The organism is Mesorhizobium loti R88b, assembly GCF_013170845.1.
Classification (GTDB): domain Bacteria; phylum Pseudomonadota; class Alphaproteobacteria; order Rhizobiales; family Rhizobiaceae; genus Mesorhizobium; species Mesorhizobium loti_B.
This window is the reverse complement of the sequence record NZ_CP033367.1, coordinates 4111053-4131551: the sequence shown is the minus strand read 5'-3', so window position 1 is coordinate 4131551 and position 20499 is coordinate 4111053. Positions and strand designations below refer to the sequence as shown.

Genomic DNA, 20499 nt, shown 5'->3' with positions numbered 1-20499 from the left:
ATCAATCGACGGCGATGAGCGCGGCAGCCACGGCGCGGTCTTCCGCCAGAAGGACATTATAGGTGCGCACCGCGGCCCCGGTCGACATCGGGTCGGAGGCTATGCCTGCTTCTCTCAGCGCAGCCCGCAGCGCCGCCGGCAACGGCCTCAAATCCTTGCCCATGCCCACCAACAGGATTTCGACCTTATCGGCCTCGGCCAGCAGCCTGTCAAAATCCGCCACAGTAAGCGCCAAGGGATTTGCCGGCTCCCAGCCATGGATGCCGGAGGGCAGGCACAGCAGCGAGCCGCGATGCGACATGTCGGCAAAGCGGAACCCGCCATTGCCATAGGCCTCGATCGGCGCACGGCCAGGGAAATGCGCCTCGCGGATGACGATGCCTTTGCCGGCCATAAATTGTCACCCCTTCGCGGCCGCGCGTCAGGTCGCGACCGCCTTGCCGCCGCTGACAGGCTTCTCCTCGTCGGCCGTGGCCTGCGGCCGCAGCTTGAACAGGATCAGCAGCGGCGCGGCGATGAAGATCGACGAGTAGGTGCCGAAGACAACACCGAACAGCATCGCCAGCGTGAATGAGCGGATCACCTCGCCGCCGAACAGCACCAGCGCCAACAGCGCCAAGCTGGTCGTCACGGAGGTCAGCGTCGTTCTCGACAGCGTCTCGTTGATGGCGTTGTTCAACAGCTGCGGCAGCGGCATTCGCTTGTATTTTCGCAAATCTTCTCGGACGCGGTCATAGACGACGATCGTATCGTTCAGCGAGTAGCCTATGATGGTCAGGATTGCCGCCAGCGACGATTGGTTGAATTCGAGCCCGGTGATGACGAAGAAGCCGAGCGTCATGACCACATCGTGCACCGTGGCCACGATAGCGCCGACAGCGAACTGCCATTCGAAGCGGAACCAGACATAGACCAGGATGCCGACCAGCGCGACGATCATGGCGATGGTGCCTTGCTTGGCCAGTTCGCCGGAAACAGTCGGACCCACCACTTCGACGCGGCGGAAATCATACTGGTCCTGCAACTCGCCGCGCACCTTGTCGATCACGGTCTGCTCGGCATTTTCACCGGCGTCTTGCGTGCCGACGCGGATCAACACGTCGTTCGGTGCGCCGAACTGCTGCACCTGCACTTCACCGATGTTGAGTTCCGTCAGCCGGTTGCGGATATCGCCAAGATTGGCGTCACCGCTCTTGGACTGCACCTCGATCAGCGAACCGCCCTTGAAGTCGATGCCGTAATTGATGCCGACGCTCATGAACAGCACGACCGACAGTATCGACAACGCGCTCGACAGCGCGAACGTCCACCGCCGGATGCCCATGAAGGGGATCTTGGTACCTGGCGGGATGAAGGTCACGGGCGCCTTCGGCAGCTCCTTCGGGCGAGCCCGACGCAGCCAGATCGACACCAGCAAACGGGTGAAGGTGAAGGCGGTGAAGACCGTGGTCAGGATGCCGATGGCGTAGGTGATGGCAAAGCCCTTCACCGGTCCGGTGCCGAGATAGAACAGCACCACGGTGGCGATCAGCGAGGTCACATTGGAATCGACGATGGTCGCCAGCGCCTTGGTGAAGCCGGTGTCGATCGCCTGGATCACGGAGCGGCCGGCACGTCGTTCCTCACGGATTCGTTCGTAGATCAGCACGTTGGAATCGACCGCCATGCCGATTGTCAGCACGATACCGGCGATGCCGGGCAAGGTCAGCGTCGCGCCAAGCAGGGACAGCACGCCGACGATCATCGCCACGTGCACCGCCAGCGCGATGTTGGCCAGGAAGCCGAGGAAGCCGTAGGCAACGAACATGAAGGCAACGACGAGAACCGAACCGATGATGCCTGCGACCTTGCCGGCATGGATCGAATCCTGGCCAAGGCCTGGACCCACCGTACGTTCCTCGATCACCGTCAGTGTCGCCGGCAGCGCGCCGGCGCGCAGCAGCACGGCGAGATCGTTGGCGCTCTGGGCACTGAAATTGCCGGAGATCTGGCCGGTGCCGCCAAGGATCGGTTCACGAATCTGCGGCGCCGAAATCACCTGGTTGTCGAGGATGATGGCAAACAGCTTGCCGACATTCTGCGCGGTCGCCTGGCCGAAGCGCGCCGCTCCCTTCGAATCGAAGCGGAATGAAACCACTGGCTCGTTGTTTTGCGAATTGTAGGTCGCTTGCGCATCGACGAGGTTCTCGCCCGAAACGATGACACGGTTTTCGATCAAGTACGGAACCGGCGGATCGTCCTGGGAATAGAGCACCGACGAGCCGGCGGGCGGGCGCCCTTTGAGGGCGTCCTGCACCGGCATCGACTGGTCGACCATCTGGAAGGTCAGCTTCGCGGTCTGGCCGAGGATTTCCTTCAGCCGCTGCGGATCCTGCAGGCCAGGCACCTGGACAAGGATGCGGTCGTCGCCTTGCCGCTGCACAATGGGCTCGGTGGTGCCGAGTTCGTTGACGCGGCGCTCGACCACTTCGATCGACTGCGCCAATGCCGTCGATGTGCGGTACTTGATGCCGGCATCGGTGACGGTGAATTTGAGCAAGCCCGGCTCGGACTCGTCCAGCGACATTTCCTGGACCGAGCCGCCCGTGAACAGGCCGGCGGCAACAGGATCGGTCAGGGTCTTCAACGCCGTCTTGGCGGCATCGAGCTGGGCGGGATCGGTGATGCGGACCTGCAAGGTCCGCCCCGTACCGCCAAGGCCGGTGTAGCCGATCTTGGCGTCACGCAGCAGCGTGCGGATTTCGTCGCGCGTCGTCTCCAGCCGATCCTTGATCAGATCGTTCTGGTTCATCTCGAGCAGGATGTGCGAGCCGCCCTGCAGATCGAGGCCGAGCGTCATCTGCCGCTTCGGCACCCAACTGGGCAACTGGGCCAGCACGCTGGCGGGGAACAGGTTGGGCGCGGCGAGGATCACTGTGATGGCCACGGCCACCCAGATCAGGATCATCTTGAAGCGCGAAAAATACAGCATATGGCGTCGTCCGTCAGAGCGTGTCCGCGGATCGCTCCGCCTGGAATTAGGTTATTTCTTGGCGTTCTGGTTGGCCACCGGTTCGCCCTTGACGCGCACATCGGCGATCGTCGAGCGCAGCGCCGTCACCTTGGTGCCACCGCCGAGGTCGATCTCGAGCTCGTTGTCGTCTATCACCTTGGTCACCTTGCCGACGAAACCGCCGCCGGTGACGACCGTGTCGCCACGACGGACCGCCGCCAGCATCTCGCCGCGCTTCTTCAGCTGCGTGCGCTGCGGGCGGATGATCAGAAAATACATGATCACAAAAATCAGGACAAACGGCAAAATGCTGATGAACATATCGGGAGAGGCGCCGGGCATTGAGGTACTCCTGAATCTTGAAAAACGGCCGCGAGCGGCCCCCTTGAAATTTGGCCGGAATATAGTCGGTAAAGTTGTCAATGCAACTGCGCGGCCGGGCAAATCGGCTGCTTTTCCGGCCTGTTGAGGCGTGTTAGAGCATGATCGCGAAAAGCGCGAGCCGGTTTTCCGAAAAGATCACGCTCGAACAAAAGGTTGGAACCGGTTTCGAAGCCGACGGATTCGATCGAGTCCTACTTGCCCACCCCAGGAAACGAACCAAAAGACCTGAAATGACCGACAGCATCATCGACGCCCTCAACAAGAAACTCGACCGCCTGATCGAGGCGGTCGGCCGCCTCGCCCCGCCGGCGGTGCCCGAAACCGACCTCACCGAGGCGGACTGCTTCGTCTGGCAGGCCGATCCCGGCTATCTGGAGCCGGTGCGCAAGGTCAATCGCGTCGACATCGGCCTGATCCGCGGCGTCGACCGCGTCCGCGACATCCTCGTCGACAACACCGAGCGCTTCGCCGCCGGCTTTGCTGCCAACAACGTGCTGCTATGGGGCGCGCGTGGCATGGGCAAATCGTCGCTGGTCAAGGCCGTGCATGCAGAGACCAACGCCAAGGCCCAATCACAAAAGGCCAAATCCGACCTGCCGCTGAAGCTCATCGAGATCCACCGCGAGGACATCGACACGCTGCCGAAACTGATGGGCTTGCTGAAGGCAGCTCCCTTCCGCTTCATCCTTTTTTGCGATGATTTGTCCTTCGATCATGACGACACGTCCTACAAGTCGCTGAAGGCAGCGCTCGAAGGCGGCGTCGAAGGCCGCCCGGCCAACGTCATCTTCTACGCCACCTCGAACCGCCGCCATATGCTGCCCCGCGACATGATCGACAATGAGCGCTCGACCGCCATCAACCCATCGGAAGCGGTCGAGGAAAAGGTCTCGCTGTCCGATCGTTTCGGGCTTTGGCTTGGCTTCCACAAATGTTCGCAGGACGAATATCTCGAGATGATCAATGGCTATGCCAGCCATCATGGCCTCGACATCGACCCCGAGCAGCTGCGCGCCGAGGCGCTGGAATGGGCGACGACACGTGGCGCCCGTTCGGGCCGCGTTGCCTGGCAGTTTACCCAAGACCTCGCCGGCCGGCTCGGCAAGCCGCTGAAGGACTAGGTCGAGACTTAGTCAGCTGGTCCAGGCAAATGACCTTGGAGACTGGAGTTCAGGCGATGGCCATGGCGGCCGACGGGTCGCGGTCGTCGGGCGGTAGAGGAACGGCGGCGTATCCGGCATAGCTGGCACTCAGGCGTGCCTGCCCTTTCGAATGCGAAAGGAGTGCATCCTCCAGCTTGAACATGTTGGCCAATGGCACTGTCGCGTTGATGACGACGGCCAGGTCTCGGGTTTCCCGACCGCGAATCTGGCCGCGACGGCTGTGCAGCTCGGCGATGACGCTGCCGACGTGGATTTCTGGTGCCACCACTTCGATCTTCATGATCGGCTCAAGCAGCTGCACGCCAAGCTTGGGTGCCGCTTCACGGAAGCAGGCGCGGCCGGCGATTTCGAAGGCAAGCAACGAGGAGTCTACGTCGTGGTAAGCGCCGTCGATCAGCGTCGCCTTGACGCCGATCATCGGGAATCCGGCGAACGGGCCGGACGTCATGACGCTGTTGATGCCCTTTTCGACACCGGGGATGTATTCCTTCGGCACGGCACCGCCGACGATCTTGGTCTCGAACTGGAGCCCGCTGCTGTCCGGATTCGGTTCGAAGAGAATCTTGACGCGAGCGAACTGCCAGGTACCGCCGGTGTGCTTGTTGTGCGTGTAGTCCTGCTCGTGCTTGCGCGTGATCGTCTCGCGATGGGCCACCTGCGGTGCGCCGACATTGACCTCGACCTTGAACTCGCGACGCATGCGGTCGACGATGATGTCGAGGTGAAGTTCGCTCATACCCGAAATAATCGTCTGGCCGGATTCTTCGTCGGTGTTGACGCGGAAGGACGGATCCTCGACGGCCACTTCAGACAAAGCGACAAGCAGCTTCTCCCGATTGGCCCTCGACTTAGGCTCGATCGCGACTTGCTGCAAAGGCCATGGCGCGGCAGGGTTTTCCATCATGTCGATAGGATCGCAGGTTGGCCAGATGTCTGCAACGGATCGAACTCAACTGAAAAAGCCCGCTCCTTGCGGAACGGGCTGAGCCGGCGGGCCGGAGTGGAGGTCAGACGGCCCGCAAATCGCTTTTTTTATTCTATTCGAGATAGCCCCCGACTATTCGAGATAGCCGGACGGATCGACCGGAGCCGAATTCTTGCGCACTTCGAAGTGCAGCTTCGGCGAGTCGGTCGTGCCGCTCATGCCCGAGAGCGCGATCTCCTGGCCGCGCTTGACCTTCTGGCCGCGCTGCACCTCGATTGAGCTGGCATGGCCGTAGACGGTGACCAGGCCGTTCTCGTGGCGCACCAGCACCGTGTTGCCGAATTCCTTGAGCCCGTCACCGGCATAGATGACGACGCCATTCTCCGCCGCCTTGACTGGCGTACCCGTGGGCACAGCGATGTCGACACCGTCCTTGCCAGCCCCGAAACTCGAAATCACCCGGCCGCGCACCGGCCAGCGCATCTTGCCGATGCCCGTGGCATCGGGCGCCACCGCATCGTCGTCCTCAGCCTGCTGAATGACCTTCGAATCTTTCTTCGGCGGCGTGTACGATGCCAGCGTCTCCGCAGGCGTAGCCTTCGCGGCCGGTTGCGTGGTGGCCGTGGTCACCGGGTCGACCTTCGCCGGCTTGGCACTGGCGACCGTCGCTGTTCCGCCGGCGGGTACCTTCAGGGTCTGGCCGATCTTGAGCAAGCCATCCTTCATGCCGTTGGCCTGCTTCAGTGCAACAACGCCGACGCCGGTCTTCCTGGCGATCGAGGACATCGTGTCGCCCGACTGGACCGTATAGGTGCCGGCAGCACCCGTTGCCTTGGCCGCCTGTGCGGGCTTGGGCTCCTTGGGCTGGCTTGCGGCGGCCGACGCATCGACCTGAGCAGCTGACTTGCCGTCCTTGAGCTTCGGCTGCTGCGGCAGCACGGCGACCTTTTCAGGCGCGGTGGCCGGCAGATCGTGCTTGCCATCCTTCGCCGGCTTGGCATCGGCAACCTTAGGCTCTGCCTTGCTCGAATAGGCATAGGCAGGGATGACCAGCTTCTGGCCGGTCTTCAGCCCTTTGGTTGCACTCAGGCCGTTCACCTTCATGATGACGTCGGCCGGCACCTTGTAGTGCTGCGCGATGCCATTGATCGTCTCGCCGTCCCTGACGACGATTTCGGTTGCATGCGGCCTGCCCGCCTCGGCCATCTTCGGCGCGTCGGGCTGAGCATTCTTGAACGGCTTCGCAGCCGGTTCGACGGTTCCGGTTGCCGTCCTGTCGAGATGCGGCGCCGGGCGCACCATGGCGGGGGCCGATGCGACACGCACCGGATTGGCGGCAGGCGCGGCCTGGGCTGAAACCGGCGGCGGCAATGGCCGGCTCGAAACCGGCTCGAGGCTGGAGCGGCTCACCGACTGTGTGTGGGCGCCGTCGAGCGGAGCAGCGGAGACATCGCCCGGATAGGGCTGCACGGCATCCTGCTTGTTGATGATAGCGCGCTGATTGTTCGTCGAGGACGTGAAGACATCATCGACGCTGTTGAACCGCGAAGCCTGGGAACTGCACCCGGCGGCCGCGCCTGCAATCATGAGAACAGCGCAGCCCCGCGCCAGATTGCGACTGTTTGTCTTCAAAACACTGAGTTGCATCGCACTAACCCGCACAAACTCTCACCAACTGAGACAGGATTAAAGCGCGTTAATGTTACTGGGCGGTTAACCCATTAGAATCCGACGAAAATTTTCTTAAAACATTTGGAGAGCCTCACGGTGGCGGTCAGAGGTTCCAGCCATGGCCGAGAAATGGCCGGCCTCCGGCAATCACGGCTTGGCATCCTCTGGATACGTGGCACAGACCGGGATGGTCGGCACATCTCAGCGAGACGGATCGAGCAGCAGCGCCGCCTGTTCACGCGCCATACATGCGGCGCTGTCGGCCGCCCGTTGCATGACCAACCGGCCCACTTGCTCTTAGATCACCGCGGCGACACTGTGCAGGATCGGCTGCAGCCTGACCATGCCGATGTCCTCGCGCTCGAAACGGCTGCCGACCTTGGTCAGCTTGGCCAGCACCTGCTCGCCTTCCTCCGGCCCGATCGGCGCGATGACGATGCCACCGCTTGAAAGCTGATCGAGCAGGAAGCGTGGCAGGCTGTCGAAGGCTGCCCAGGCGACGATGCGGTCGAACGGTCCTTCGGCGGGCAGGCCGCCGGAACCGTCGGCCTGGCGCGCGATGGCGTTGCCGATACCAAGCGCTTCGAAGCGCTGTTTCGCCTGCTCGGTCAAGCTCTTGTAGCGGTCTATGGTAACGATGCGCGCTGCGAGCCGCGACATTACCGCCGCCGTATAACCCGAGCCGGTGCCGATCTCGAGCACGCGATTGCCGGGCTCGATGGCAAGGGCCGCGATCACCGCCGCCTGCATGTCGGCACCTTCGATCGCCTCACCGCATTCGATCGGCAGCATGCGGTCCGACCAGGCGATCTGGTGGAAGTGGGGCGCCAGGAAGCCGCGCCGCGGGGTCGCCTCGAAAGCCGCGATCAGCGCCTTCGGCACGGTTCCCCTGCCGCGCAGGCGTAAAAGGAAAGCGGCAAATCCCTCACGATCATCGACTGGGTGGTTCATGCAAGCGCCTTGCTTAGCTGGTCACGGATCTCATGCGCGGTGAGGTCGAGCTGCAATGGCGTCACCGACACCAGCCTGTTGCGCAGCGCATGGAGGTCGGTGCCTTGCTTGCCTTCGACCGGCTCGCGGCCGAAGCGGAGCCAATAGTAAGGCAGGCCGCGTCCGTCGCGGCGCTCGTCGACCCAAAGGCTGTGCACGAGCTTGCCTTGCGAGGTGACCACGGTGCCGACGACCTCTTCGGGAAGGCAGTTGGGAAAATTGACGTTGAGCAACACACCGTCGGGCAGCGGCGCGGCGACAAGCTTCTTCAGCAATGCCGGCGCCAACGCCTCGGTGGTCTCGTAGGGAACGACGCGATCTTCGCCGACGTAAGAGTAGCCCTGGCTGAGCGCGATCGAGCGGATGCCGAGCAGCGCGCCTTCCATGGCGCCGGCGACGGTGCCGGAATAGGTCACGTCGTCGGCGATGTTGGCACCGGAATTGATACCGGACAGGATCAGGTCAGGGGCACCGGGCAGGATTTTCTTCACGCCCATGATGACGCAATCGGTCGGCGTGCCGCGCACGGCAAAATGCTTCTCGCCGATCTTGCGCAGCCGCAGCGGCTCCGAGATCGACAGCGAATGGGCATAGCCGGACTGGTCCTGCTCCGGCGCCACCACCCAGACATCGTCGGACAGCGTGCGGGCGACGCGTTCGAGCGACGCCAGGCCCTCGGCATGAATGCCGTCATCATTGGTCAGAAGAATGCGCATTATTTCGCTTCGATCTTTGCCAGACCGCCCATGTAAGGCCGCAGCACTTCAGGAATGGTTACGCTGCCATCCTCATTCTGGTAGTTTTCGATGACAGCAATCAGCGCGCGGCCGACAGCGGTGCCCGAGCCGTTGAGCGTATGGACGAAGCGATTGCCCTTGCCATCCCTGTCCTTGTAGCGGGCATCCATGCGGCGCGCCTGGAAATCGCCGCAGACCGAGCAGGACGAAATCTCGCGATAGGCGTTCTGGCCTGGAAGCCAGACCTCGATGTCGTAGGTCTTGCGGGCGCCAAAACCCATGTCGCCGGTGCACAGCACCATGGTGCGGAACGGCAGTTCCAGCCGCTTCAGCACTTCCTCGGCGCATTGCGTCATCCGCTCATGCTCGGCGAGCGACGATTCCTGATCGGTGATCGACACCAGTTCGACCTTGTAGAACTGGTGCTGGCGCAGCATGCCGCGCGTGTCGCGTCCGGCCGAGCCTGCTTCCGAGCGGAAGCACGGCGTCAGCGCGGTGAAACGCAGAGGCAGCTTTTCATGCGCCGTGATCTCCTCGCGCACGAGATTGGTGAGCGGCACCTCGGCGGTCGGGATCAGGCCAAGCCTGCCCTCCCCGTGCTGCACAAAGAACAGGTCTTCCTCGAACTTCGGCAACTGGTTGGTGCCGAACAACACCTCGTCGCGCACCATCAGCGGCGGGATCACTTCCTCATAGCCGTGCTCGGTCGTGTGCAGGTCTAGCATGAACTGGCCGATCGCGCGTTCCATCCGCGCTAGGCCGCTCTTGAGCACGGTGAAGCGTGAGCCCGACAGCTTTGCCGCCCGCTCGAAATCCATCATGCCGAGCGCTTCGCCGATCTCGAAGTGCTCCTTCACCCAGTTCGGCCGCGTCGGCACCGTGCCGACGACGTGCTTGACCACATTGTCATGCTCGTCCTTGCCAACCGGCACATCGTCGAGCGGCACATTGGGCAGCACCGCCAGCGCATCGGTGAGCGCCTTGTCGAGCTCGCGCTCGCGCGCCTCGCCATTCTGGATGAAGGTTTTTATGTCGCCGACTTCGCCTTTCAGCTTTTCGGCAAGGGCGGCATCGCCCGAACGCATGGCGTTGCCGATCTCCTTCGAGGCGGCGTTGCGGCGCTCCTGCTTGGTCTGCAGCTCGGTGACATGTTCGCGCCGCGCCTCGTCCCTGGCGATCAAATCATCGACCGTGGACTGCGCCTCGTCAGCCGACCACGAGCGCTTGACCAGCGCCTCGGCAAGGGCCTTCGGGTTGTCGCGAATCCATTTGATGTCAAGCATGGTCTATCCGTCCTCAAGCTAGGCCAGAGGGCGTAAACCGCATCCTTGATTGATGCAAGATAGGCTGGGCAGCGACTGTCTTTTTCCGTAGCTGCCCGTTGCCTTTACGAAGCAGCCGGCGGCGGTGGCTCGTCGGGCGTCTTATCCGCCACGGTCTCCCCGGCCTCTTCCTTCTCGCGCGCCACCCGCTGCTTTTCCTGATCCCGCTCGATCCAGCGCGCGGCCCAGATCGAGACCTCGTAGAGAAGGATGGTCGGAATGGCCAGGCCGATCTGGCTCATCGGATCCGGCGGTGTCAGCACGGCCGCAACGATGAAGGCTATGACGATCGCCCATTTGCGCTTCTCGGCCAGCGCCTTGGACGACAGCATGCCGACGCGCGTCATCAGGCTGGTCACCACCGGCAGCTGGAACACCAGACCGAAGGAGAAGATCAGCGTCATGATCAGGCTGAGATACTCCGACACCTTCGGCAGCAGCGAAATCTGCACCTGGTCGTCGGTGCCGACCTGCTGCATGGCGAGGAAGAACCACATCACCATTGGCGTGAAGAAGAAATAGACCAGCGAGGCGCCCATCAGGAACAGGACCGGCGACGCGATCAGGAACGGCAGGAAAGCGTTGCGCTCGTTCTTGTAGAGCCCGGGCGCGATGAACTTGTAGATCTGCGTGGCAATCAGCGGAAAGGCGATGACCATGCCGCCGAACATGGCGAGCTTGACCTGCGTGAAGAAGAATTCCTGCGGCGCGGTGTAGATCAGTTCGACCTTGTGCGGATCAAGCCCCGCCCATTTCGTCGCCCATTTGAACGGAACGACCAGAAGGTTGAACAGCCGCTTGGCGAAGAAGAAGCAAACCAGGAAGGCGACGAAGAAGCCGCCCAGCGACCAGATCAACCGCCTGCGCAGCTCGATCAGATGCTCCATTAGCGGAGCGGACGATTTTTCGATCTCGTCCTTTTCCTTGTCCGAAACGCTCACTTGGCGGCTCCAGCCGTCTTCTTGGACGCCGGCTTCTTCGCGGGCGCAGGTTTCGGCTCGGCTTTCGCCACGGTCTTTGGAGCAGCTGTCTTGGGCGCGGGCTTCGTCACAGCGGCGGTTTCAGGCTTTGCCGCTGCCACGGCCTTTGTCGACGCCTTGGACGCGGGCGCAGCTTTGGCCTTCACCACGGGTGCGGTTTTCGCCGTCACCACAGGTGCGGCTTTTGCCTTCGCCAGCGGTGCGGCTTCTGCCGTCGCCGTCTTCGTGGAAGTCGCAGCCTTGGGCGGTGCCTTTGCCGCCGGAGCCGTCTTGGCAGCTTTCTTGGCCGCCTTTGGCGCCACGGCAGGTTCTTTGGATGCCGTCACCACCGATTCATCCGTCATCGCCGGGAATATGGGCGTTGCGGGCGCGGTTTGTGGCCCGCTGACACCAGGCATTTCCGTCGCGCCGTTCTTCAACGGCTCAGCCGCCTGTGGCGTCGAAGCAGCGGGCGCCGATGGATCGGCGGCCGGCTTCGGCTTCATCGCAGCGTCGACGCCGGCACGTACATCGGCCGCCGCCTGCTGGAACGGATCAAGCTGCTTCTTGATCTCGGCAACCGGGCTGAGGCCCCTGAGCTCGTCGACCGACTTCTTGACGTCGTCGAGCTCGGCTTCCTTCAGCGCTTCGTTGAACTGTTTCTGGAAATCGGCCGCCATGGCGCGCAGCTTCGCCGTCGTGCGGCCGAAGGTACGCAGCATATTGGGCAAATCCTTCGGCCCGACGACCACGATCATGACGATCGCAATCACCAGCATTTCGGTCCAGCCGACTTCAAACATGGCAATCTGTTCCGACTAGAACTTTTTTTAGCTCAGCTCTTGCTGGCTTTTTCCTTCACGGCCGAAACGGTCTCGTCGGCACGGTGTTCGACGGTGCGCTTGTCCTCGGCGACGTCGTCGTCCGCCATGCCCTTCTTGAAGCTCTTGATGCCCTTGGCCATGTCGCCCATCAGCTCCGGAATCTTGCCGCGGCCGAACACCAGCAGCACGATCACCAGCACGATCATCCAGTGCCAAATCGAAAATGAACCCATAGCAAAATCTCTCTCGAATGTTTTCCCTGGCGATGATCTATGCGTTTTCGCGTTGGGATTCAAACACAACAGCGACAGAGTTTCTGAAAGGGTGACGGATGTCACGCTTTTTCGACTCGCTGGCCCGCTACCAATCGGCGCATCTACGACCTATCGGCGCTCTTGGACAGAGGCCGACGGGTCAATCTTCCGTGACGCGCGGCGTCAGCAGGCCGAGTTCCTCCAGATCGATGTCTGTCAGCGGATCCTCGTCGTCGGTCAATGCGTCCGGGTCGGCCGGCGGCTGCGGAATGGAGAAATTCGACGGCATGCGGCCCGAAAGCAGGCCCGCGCCCTTCAGCTCCTCCATCCCGGGGAGATCACGGATTTCCTCGAGCGCAAAATGGTCGAGGAAGGTCTCGGTGGTGCCGTAGGTGACGGGACGGCCGGGCGTTTTGCGGCGGCCGCGCATGCGCACCCATTCGGTCTCAAGCAGCGTGTCCAGCGTGCCCTTCGAGGTCTCGACGCCTCTGATATCCTCGATCTCGGCGCGCGTCACCGGCTGGTGATAGGCGATGATCGCCAGCACTTCGAGGGCCGCCCGCGACAGCTTGCGCTGCTGCACCGTGTCACGGCTCATCAGGAAGGCGAGATCACCGGCTGTGCGGAACGCCCAGGCATCGCCGACGCGCACAAGATTGACGCCGCGCCGCGCATAGATCTGCTGCAGATCAGCCATCGCCGCCGCGATGTTGATGCCATCGGGCAACCGGGCCGCAAGTTGCTTTTCGCTCACGGGCTCAGCACTGGCGAACACGATAGCCTCGGCCATGCGCACGGCTTCGGCCATGTGCAGCCGCTCACCAGGGTTCTGCACCTGCTCTGCCGCCTCCTCGGAAAACAGCTCCCGATCCGGCTCATCCTCGACCTTGAACGGGATCACGGACGCGTTGGCGCGTTCGCTCATGATGCCACCTCGACTGCCTTGATTGCCTGCGTGCGGCCGCGCAGATAGATCGGCGCAAACGTCTGATCCTGCCGCACGTCCATCGTGCCGTCGCGCACCAGTTCCAACGTTGCCGCGAAGGAACTGGCGATAGCCGTGCGCCTTTCCTCGGGGCTGGTCATGTAGACGATCAGGAAGCTTTCCAGCGTCGTCCAGTCGCTTACGGCCCCGACCAGCCGGGTCAGGATGTCGCGCGCGTCCTTCAGCGACCAGACACCGCGCCTGGCGATCGTCACATTGTTGATCGCCTGCTTCTGCCGCTGCTGGGCATAGGCGGTCAGCAAATCGTAGAGCGACGCCGAATACGCGTTGCGCTTCTCGATGATGACCATTTCGGGCATGCCACGCGCGAACACGTCGCGGCCGAGCCGGTTGCGGTTGACCAGCCGCGCCGATGCATCGCGCATCGCTTCCAGCCGCTTCAGCCGGAACTGCAGCACCGCCGCCAGTTCCTCGCCGCTTTCGCCCTCTTCGCCCGGTTGCTTGGGGATCAGGAGCTTCGACTTGAGGAAGGCCAGCCACGCCGCCATCACCAGATAGTCGGCGGCGAGTTCGAGCCTGAGCGCCCTCGCCGTCTCGACAAAGGTCAAATACTGCTCGACCAGCGCCAGGATCGAAATGCGCGCCAGATCGACCTTCTGGGTGCGGGCAAGATGCAGGAGAAGATCGAGCGGGCCTTCGAAGCCAGCCACGTCGACGACCAGCGACGGATCGCCGGTGACGCGTGAATCGTCATTCTCGGCCCACAGACGGTCCATCGGTGCGGCCTTCGCGGCCTTGCTTTCCAATGTTTCCGCCACAGCCCTGTTACTTCCTCTGGTTAGGCCACCGCATCGAAATAGGTGGCAAATTCAGCGCGTATCTCGGTTTCTTCAACCGCATCATGTTTCTTTATATAGGTCAGTGCCCGCTTTGCGCGCTCCAGTGACTTGCCTTCAAGCCCCTTGGTGCGCGACGCAATGCCCGCCATCTCCTCGAAAACGCCATTGCAGTGAAGGACCAGATCGCACCCCGCCGCAAGGATCGAGGCCGCCTTTGTCGGGAAATCCCCAGAAAGTGCCTTCATCGAGGTGTCGTCGCTCATCAACAGCCCATCGAACCCGATCTCGCGACGGATGATCTCATCGATGACCTTGCCGGAGGTGGTCGCCGGGTTGTTGGGGTCGATGGCGCTATAGACGACATGCGCCGTCATGGCCATCGGCAGATGGTTGAGCTCGCGGAACGGGGCAAAATCGTGCCGCTGCAGATCGCTCAGCGAGGCGTTGACCACCGGCAGCTCGAAATGCGTGTCGGCAAAAGCCCTGCCGTGGCCGGGAATGTGCTTCATCACAGGCAGCACGCCGCCCGCCATCAGCCCCTCGGCCGCCGCACGGCCGAGTTCGATCACGGGTCTCGGCTCCTTGCCATAGGCGCGCGCGCCGATGACGTCGCTGGCACCTTCGATCGGCACGTCGAGCACCGGCAGGCAATCCGCCGTGATACCGTAGCGTAAGAGGTCGAAGGCGTGCAGCCGCGCCATCAGCCATGCGGCACGGGCGCCGGCGTCATGATCGTCGCGCCACAGCGCGCCAAGCGCCCCGCCCGCCGGATAGTTTGGCGCCAGGGGCGGCCGCAGGCGTTGCACCCTGCCGCCTTCCTGGTCGATGAAGACGAGAGCGTCCGGACGCCCGATACAGTCACGCATCTCGGCGACCAGATCGCGGATCTGCTCGGTCTCGCTGATGTTGCGGGCAAACAGGATGAACGCCCATGGGCATTCATTGCGATAGAAATTGATTTCTTCGCGGGTGAGCGATTTCCCGGCACAGCCGAGGATCATGGATTTTGATTCGGTCATATCAGGAGTCTAGGGCTTCGCGCGATCAAAGGGAATCGTCTCGGGTCGCAGACGATCCAACGCCAGAAGTGCTTCCACATGAAAAACACCCGGCACATGAAAACGCTGGGCACATGAAAAACGCTGGGCACATGAAAAAGCCGGCGCGGCCTTGGGCCGCGCCGGCTTGATTGGTTGATCGGCGTTTAGCGCGAGACGAAGCAGTTACCGCCGGCAGCCTTGTAGCTGGTGCACAGATTGATGGCATCGTTGCGCGACTGGGCCACGACACGGACGCGGTAGAACGTGCCCTTGCCGGCGATCTCGGCCTTGACGATGTTGGCGGTGCGGCCAGCAAGCACGCTGCCATAGCGGCGCTGCAGATCCTGGTAGCTCGATTGCGCGCTTTCGATCGTCGGCTGCGACGCAACCTGCATCGACCACGAACCGCCACCGGCCGCGGCCGGATCGATCGAAGCCACCTGATCGGGCTTGACCTCGCCGACGACATCGACCGGCTGGTCGGACGGGCGTTGCGGCGCGACCGCAACCTTGGCGGGCGTGTTAGCGGATTGTGCCTTGGCGGTGGCTTTGGGCGCAGCAGCGGGCTTGGCTGCCGGCTTGAGGGCTGGCTCGTCATCCGACTGGGCGGCAGCGGTCGGCACTGTGCCGGTCTGGTCGGCATCGGCCTGCGCCGGGGCGACATGCTGAGGCGCCGGATCGGTCGGTTCAGCGGCAGACGCCTGCGGTGCGGCGGGTGCGGGATCCTCGCGTGGCACCAGCGAACCATCCGACTTCACCACCATCGTCCTCACCTTGCGTGGCGCGACGGCGACAACATCGGTGCTGTTGCCCTTGTCGGTATCTTGCAGCACTTGCGCGATGCGATCCTCGGATTTCGGCGCGGGTGCCGCATTGTCGGCGGGCGCGGCGCCCGCGGTCGACACGGCATTGCCGTCATCCGTTCCGCCGGCGGCAGCGCTCTGATCCGCGGAAAGATCGATGGCGCGGGCCGGATCCTTGGCCTGCACATCCACCGGCTGTTCGGTGCTGGTGACCAGTTTTTGCTGGACCGGCTCGGCGGGCTTGGCGCCCTTGATCACCGCGTCATAGACCTTGTTGTCCTGGTTCGGCACCACGGTGCCGCCCGGATTTTCCGGCTTGACCTTGATCGGCGAATTGTCGGCCTTGACGATGACAGGAGCTTCGCTGCCATGCTTGCCGCCGAAGGACAGCGCGAAGGCACCGAGGCCACCGGCAACCACCACAGCGCCGACAATCCCGGCCAGCAACAGGCCGCGCCGGCGCGCGGGCTTGGCCGCCTCGCGTTCGCCGAGCCCCGGAACGGACATCGCCTCGTCCAGTTCGGGATCATAGTCGAGCTCGTCGACAGTAAAATCATCCGCCTGCGAGACCGGCTGACTGCCGGGCAGATTGTCGAGATCGAAGCCGTCGGAGGCATCGGCATAGCCTGTGTTCGCGGCAGCACGAGCCGGCATTTCCGCCGGTCGTGCCGCATAGGTCCGCGCTTCCGGCTGATAGGCCGGTTTGACCCCGTCATAACCCGGTTTGGGCGCTTCATATGCCTGTGTCTCATAGCCCGGATTGACCGCGTCATACCCCTGATTGACCGCCGCATATCCCGGATTGAATCCGGCATTGTAGGAGTCATCGGCATAAGCAGCACTGCTCGCGGGAGCAGCAGGAGCGACTTCCACCGAATTCATTTCAGTCAGCAGGCTGGCGAATTCGGCGTCGAGATCGTCATAGCCTGATGCGGCTGGCTCATCTTCCTCGAAATGCAGCTCGGGAATGTCGAGATCGTCCGCCAGCGCCACGACACGCTCCGGCACATCGACTGTCTCGACATCGGGCATCTCTTCGTAGCGCGAGGACTGTCGCGGCTGCGGTGCGGATACGGGGGCTGCATAGGGGGCAGCAGCAACCGGCTCGGGCGCACGGTAGGGCGGCACCACAGCCACAGATGGAGCCATTGCCGACGCGACGGTGCTGGCTGCCATCGAAGCGGCCGGCTGCGCGGCAAATGCCGGCTGCTGGGGAACCGGCGTCACGCGGCTCCACGAACGGGTCGGCTCCGTCGGCGCGGAGCGTTCGGCCAACCAGTCAAGGGAATCAGCCTGGTCCTGCCGGGAGGCTGCCGTGTCGTGCGGATCGAGGCTCCTGGCCAAGGCCGCATCGAATGCGTCATTGTCGAAATCGACATCAGCGGTATCGGCGCCAAGATCATGGCCCTGGAGCTCATCGAGCAGCAGATTGTCGAGATCGGCATCGGTGTGAGCGGCGCTGGAGGCATGCAGATCCCCGGGCGCATGCTCATCGAGATCCCAGTCGAGATCGCCAACAAGATCGGCAGGTTCCTCGGCAGCCCTTGCAGGCACGGCGACAGGCGCCTGGACAGGAGCAGCAGCCGGCTGAGACATAACGGATTGAACCATGACTGGCTGAGCAGCGACAGGCTCCTTGGCCGACGGCAGCGTGCGCGCGGTCATGGCGCCCAGAAGTGCATTCAACTCGTCCTCGAGGCTCCGCTCGTTCGCCACGGGCGCCCGCACCGGCTCGGCCATGATGGCTGCTGGAGCTGCTGGTGCCACCGGCTGGACCGAGGCGGCAGCAATTTCGGCCGCCGGCTCCTCGGCGAACGCGTCGTCGAGGTCCAGATCGAAAGCGTCATCCGACACGGCTTCAGGCTCTGAAATCGCGCCCCTCGCGTCCACGGCATCGGCGAACACTTCGTGCGCTTGCGCCCCGTCAACGGCCACCGGCTCGTCCGCCTGAACGTCGAAATCCATATCGACATCCGCCAGGGCGTCGTCGAAGTGACCCGCGAAATCCTCGTCGGAAATCGCCTGGGCCTCATGCGTGGCGGCCGGCTCCGGATAGTCGACCGCGGTCGCCGCCGCATGGCGCTGATCCGCTGAGTGGTGGTCAAGTGAATGGTCGTCAAGCATCAGCTCGTCTTCGAGCGAAATCGCGACCGCGTCGTCGAATTCATGATCGGAGGCGGCAGCCACCGGCACTTCGGCAGCGGCCTGCTGGGACTCTTCGGCCTCGACCTCGATGTGGAAATCGTGATCGAGCGACGCGGCTAGCTCGTCCTCCATCGGCAGATCCTCCTCGAAGGGCGACACGTCTTCGAGCGAACTGGCGACGGCATTGTCGAAATCGACGTCGAAGGCAGGTTCGACGACTGGCGCGGTTTCGACCGCATCAGGGCTCACATGGCGGGCATCGACCGCATGGTCGTCGGCACCCGTGAAGTCCAGACGATGAAAATCATCGTCGAGCGACACGGCAAAATCGTCGTCCGATGCGGTGGCGGCCGCTTCGAATGCCGGCTCATGAGCCTCGACAAGCGGAGCGGCGGCGCTGTCACCAGCGTCGAACTCGCCCATCATTTCCTTTTCGAGGTCGATGTCGAAATCGCCCTCTTGTGCCAACTCGTCGGCTTTCGGCTGAGCGGGCGACTGCGGCTTGACCGGCTGGCGTGGGTCGAAGCCCATGATCCTGGTCAGTTCCGCGAACGGATCATCGGCGGCGATGTCGTTGTTGTCGGCTATTCTCAGCTGGGTTCTGTCTGCCATTATTGTTCCCGAACTCGCACTCATTCGGACGCCATGGACGTCGCGCAGGGTTGGCCCATACCAGCGCAATGTGGGCAAAAGGTGACAGGTTTTTTAGTCAAACCTAACGCATTTCGGTGGGCGCAGCGGCTCCGATCAGCGTCAGGCCGGACGTGAGAACGTCCGAAACAGCCTGCACCAGCCCTAGTCTGGCATGCGTCAATTTACGATCGTTAACCTTAACAAAACGTAAGTCCGGATTTTCCGTGCCACGGTTCCAGTGTCCGTGGAGACTGGAAGCCAGATCATAGAGGTAAAATGCCAGCCTATGCGGCTCCAGCGCAAGAGCGGCGGACTCGATCAGGCGTGGATATTCGGCGAGTTTGCGGATCAGGCCGAGCTCGCCCTCGTCAGTCAGCAAATCCACTGCGGCCGCCAGACCGCTGCGATCGAAATTCGCCTCGCCCAACTGCTCGCTCGCCTGCCTGAACACAGAATGGCAGCGCGCCGAAGCGTACTGCACATAAAACACCGGATTGTCCTTGGACTGCTCGGTCACCTTGGCAAAGTCGAAGTCCAGTGGCGCATCGCTCTTGCGATAGAGCATCATGAAGCGGATCGCGTCGCGACCCACCTCCTCCACCACTTCGCGCAACGTGACGAAATCGCCGGACCGCTTCGACATACGGACCGGCTCGCCATCGCGAAACAGCTTGACCAGATTGCACAACAGGACGGTGAGCTTGACCTCGTCGCCGGCAATTGCCCGCGCCAGCGCTTCCAGCCGCTTGACGTAGCCGCCATGGTCGGCGCCAAGCACATAGATCAGGTCGACGAAGCCGCGATCGACCTTGTCCTTCAGATACGCCACGTCGGCGGCGAAATAGGTGAAGGCACCATCGGACTTGACCAGCGCCCGGTCCATGTCGTCGCCGACCGCGGTCGAGCGGAACAGCGTCTGCTCGCGGTCTTCCCAGTCATCCGGCTTCTCGCCCTTGGGCGGCGGCAGCTTGCCCTTGTAGATATGGCCCTTCAACGTCAAATCGTTGATCGCCAACCGGATCTTCTTGGCATTGTCTGCATGCAGCGTGCGCTCGGAGAAGAACACGTCGTGATGCACATTGAGCAGCGCCAGATCCTCGCGGATCATCGCCATCATCGCGTCGATGGTGCGGTCCTTGACGATGGCCAGCGCCTCGTCATCGGGCATTTCCAGCAGCTTGCGGCCAAATTCGGCGACCAGCGCCCGGCCGACCGGCATCAGGTAATCGCCCGGATAGAGACCGGGCGGTATTTCGCCGATGTCGTCACCCAGCGCTTCGCGATAGCGCAGGAAGGCCGAGCGCCCGAGCACATCAATCTGCGAGCCGGCGTCGTTGATGACATACTCTTTGGTCACGTCGTAACCGGCGAACGCCATCAGATTGGCAAGCGCGTCGCCAACCACAGCCCCCCGGCAATGGCCGACATGCATCGGCCCCGTCGGATTGGCGGAAACATATTCGACATTGGTCTTCCGGCCGCCGCCGATCGTCGAGCGGCCATAGTTGCGGCCCTCCCCAAGCAGCGCGGTCAGATGCGCATGCCAGAAGCCGTCCTTGAGCCTGAGATTGACGAAGCCGGGACCGGCGACTTCGGCGGCCGTGACATCAGCATCGGCGCGCAGCGCCTGCGCAAGGGTCTCGGCCAGCACACGCGGATTCTGCCCGGTGGGCTTGGCCAGCACCATCGCCGCATTGGTCGCGAGGTCGCCATGGCTGGCGTCACGCGGCGGTTCGACGGCAATGCGCGACAGGTCGGGCGAAGCGCCGTCCTTGTCTTTCAGACCAAGCGCTTCGACAGCCTTTATGACTCGCGCGGTGAAATCGGCGAAGATGTTCATGGGTATTGCTCTGGCGGCTTTATGGCGAATCC

General features: G+C 62.9%; 16 protein-coding genes and 1 pseudogene. 1 reads left to right on the top strand and 16 read right to left on the bottom strand.

The window, feature by feature from the left end; translation table 11 throughout:
• Position 1 precedes the first annotated feature (1 nt).
• From EB235_RS20140 to yajC, 3 genes are read right to left on the bottom strand one after another with little or no spacing between them, the layout of a single operon-like run.
• On the bottom strand, positions 2 to 394 hold the full coding sequence (locus EB235_RS20140; protein WP_027029285.1) for an Mth938-like domain-containing protein: 393 nt from the start codon (positions 392 to 394) through the stop codon (positions 2 to 4).
• A gap of 27 nt (positions 395 to 421) precedes the next feature.
• Positions 422 to 2971, bottom strand: coding sequence for a protein translocase subunit SecDF (gene secDF, locus EB235_RS20135; protein ID WP_027029286.1), 2550 nt, complete (start codon positions 2969 to 2971; stop codon positions 422 to 424).
• Between the two features lie 51 nt (positions 2972 to 3022).
• Positions 3023 to 3334 (bottom strand): preprotein translocase subunit YajC, encoded by a 312-nt coding sequence (yajC, locus tag EB235_RS20130; protein WP_027029287.1) that lies wholly within the window; start codon positions 3332 to 3334, stop codon positions 3023 to 3025.
• A gap of 272 nt (positions 3335 to 3606) precedes the next feature.
• On the opposite strand from yajC, the gene EB235_RS20125 reads away from it, so the two are divergent.
• On the top strand, positions 3607 to 4497 hold the full coding sequence (locus EB235_RS20125; protein ID WP_027029288.1) for an ATP-binding protein: 891 nt from the start codon (positions 3607 to 3609) through the stop codon (positions 4495 to 4497).
• A 49-nt stretch (positions 4498 to 4546) separates the two neighbouring features.
• On the opposite strand, the pseudogene fusA reads toward EB235_RS20125, so the two are convergent.
• From fusA to argS, 13 genes and pseudogenes are all read right to left on the bottom strand, one after another.
• Positions 4547 to 5458: pseudogene (gene fusA, locus EB235_RS20120) on the bottom strand (elongation factor G); the annotation flags it as partial.
• Positions 5459 to 5596: 138 nt separating this feature from the next.
• The gene (locus tag EB235_RS20115) at positions 5597 to 7111 is read right to left on the bottom strand and encodes a peptidoglycan DD-metalloendopeptidase family protein (protein ID WP_027029289.1); all 1515 of its coding nucleotides are present in this window, start codon (positions 7109 to 7111) and stop codon (positions 5597 to 5599) included.
• A gap of 321 nt (positions 7112 to 7432) precedes the next feature.
• Positions 7433 to 8086: a protein-L-isoaspartate(D-aspartate) O-methyltransferase gene (locus EB235_RS20110; protein WP_027029290.1), complete on the bottom strand. Its 654-nt coding sequence runs from the start codon at positions 8084 to 8086 to the stop codon at positions 7433 to 7435.
• Positions 8083 to 8841, bottom strand: a complete 759-nt coding sequence (gene surE / locus EB235_RS20105; RefSeq protein WP_027029291.1) for a 5'/3'-nucleotidase SurE — start codon at positions 8839 to 8841, stop codon at positions 8083 to 8085. Before surE ends, EB235_RS20110 begins: the two co-directional genes overlap by 4 nt.
• Positions 8841 to 10145, bottom strand: a complete 1305-nt coding sequence (gene serS / locus EB235_RS20100; protein WP_027029292.1) for a serine--tRNA ligase — start codon at positions 10143 to 10145, stop codon at positions 8841 to 8843. Before serS ends, surE begins: the two co-directional genes overlap by 1 nt.
• A 104-nt stretch (positions 10146 to 10249) precedes the next feature.
• Positions 10250 to 11125 carry a twin-arginine translocase subunit TatC gene (gene tatC / locus EB235_RS20095; protein ID WP_027029293.1) on the bottom strand — a complete coding sequence of 292 codons (876 nt, stop codon included), beginning with the start codon at positions 11123 to 11125 and terminating at the stop codon, positions 10250 to 10252.
• Positions 11122 to 11946, bottom strand: coding sequence for a Sec-independent protein translocase protein TatB (gene tatB / locus EB235_RS20090; protein WP_027029294.1), 825 nt, complete (start codon positions 11944 to 11946; stop codon positions 11122 to 11124). The genes tatC and tatB overlap by 4 nt, the downstream gene beginning before the upstream one ends.
• Positions 11947 to 11978: 32 nt before the next feature.
• Complete coding sequence (locus EB235_RS20085; RefSeq protein WP_013895102.1) at positions 11979 to 12200, bottom strand: twin-arginine translocase TatA/TatE family subunit; 222 nt, start codon at positions 12198 to 12200, stop codon at positions 11979 to 11981.
• A 181-nt stretch (positions 12201 to 12381) separates the two neighbouring features.
• Positions 12382 to 13146 carry an SMC-Scp complex subunit ScpB gene (gene scpB / locus EB235_RS20080; RefSeq protein WP_027029295.1) on the bottom strand — a complete coding sequence of 255 codons (765 nt, stop codon included), beginning with the start codon at positions 13144 to 13146 and terminating at the stop codon, positions 12382 to 12384.
• On the bottom strand, positions 13143 to 13943 hold the full coding sequence (locus EB235_RS20075) for a segregation and condensation protein A (RefSeq protein ID WP_015317531.1): 801 nt from the start codon (positions 13941 to 13943) through the stop codon (positions 13143 to 13145). The genes scpB and EB235_RS20075 overlap by 4 nt, the downstream gene beginning before the upstream one ends.
• Before the next feature lie 62 nt (positions 13944 to 14005).
• Positions 14006 to 15025 (bottom strand): beta-N-acetylhexosaminidase, encoded by a 1020-nt coding sequence (nagZ, locus tag EB235_RS20070; protein WP_027029297.1) that lies wholly within the window; start codon positions 15023 to 15025, stop codon positions 14006 to 14008.
• Positions 15026 to 15210: 185 nt separating this feature from the next.
• Positions 15211 to 18606 carry an SPOR domain-containing protein gene (locus tag EB235_RS20065; RefSeq protein WP_027029298.1) on the bottom strand — a complete coding sequence of 1132 codons (3396 nt, stop codon included), beginning with the start codon at positions 18604 to 18606 and terminating at the stop codon, positions 15211 to 15213.
• Positions 18607 to 18709: 103 nt separating this feature from the next.
• A complete protein-coding gene (argS, locus tag EB235_RS20060; RefSeq protein ID WP_027029299.1) occupies positions 18710 to 20467 on the bottom strand; it encodes an arginine--tRNA ligase in 1758 nt (585 codons plus the stop codon).
• Positions 20468 to 20499: the final 32 nt, after the last annotated feature.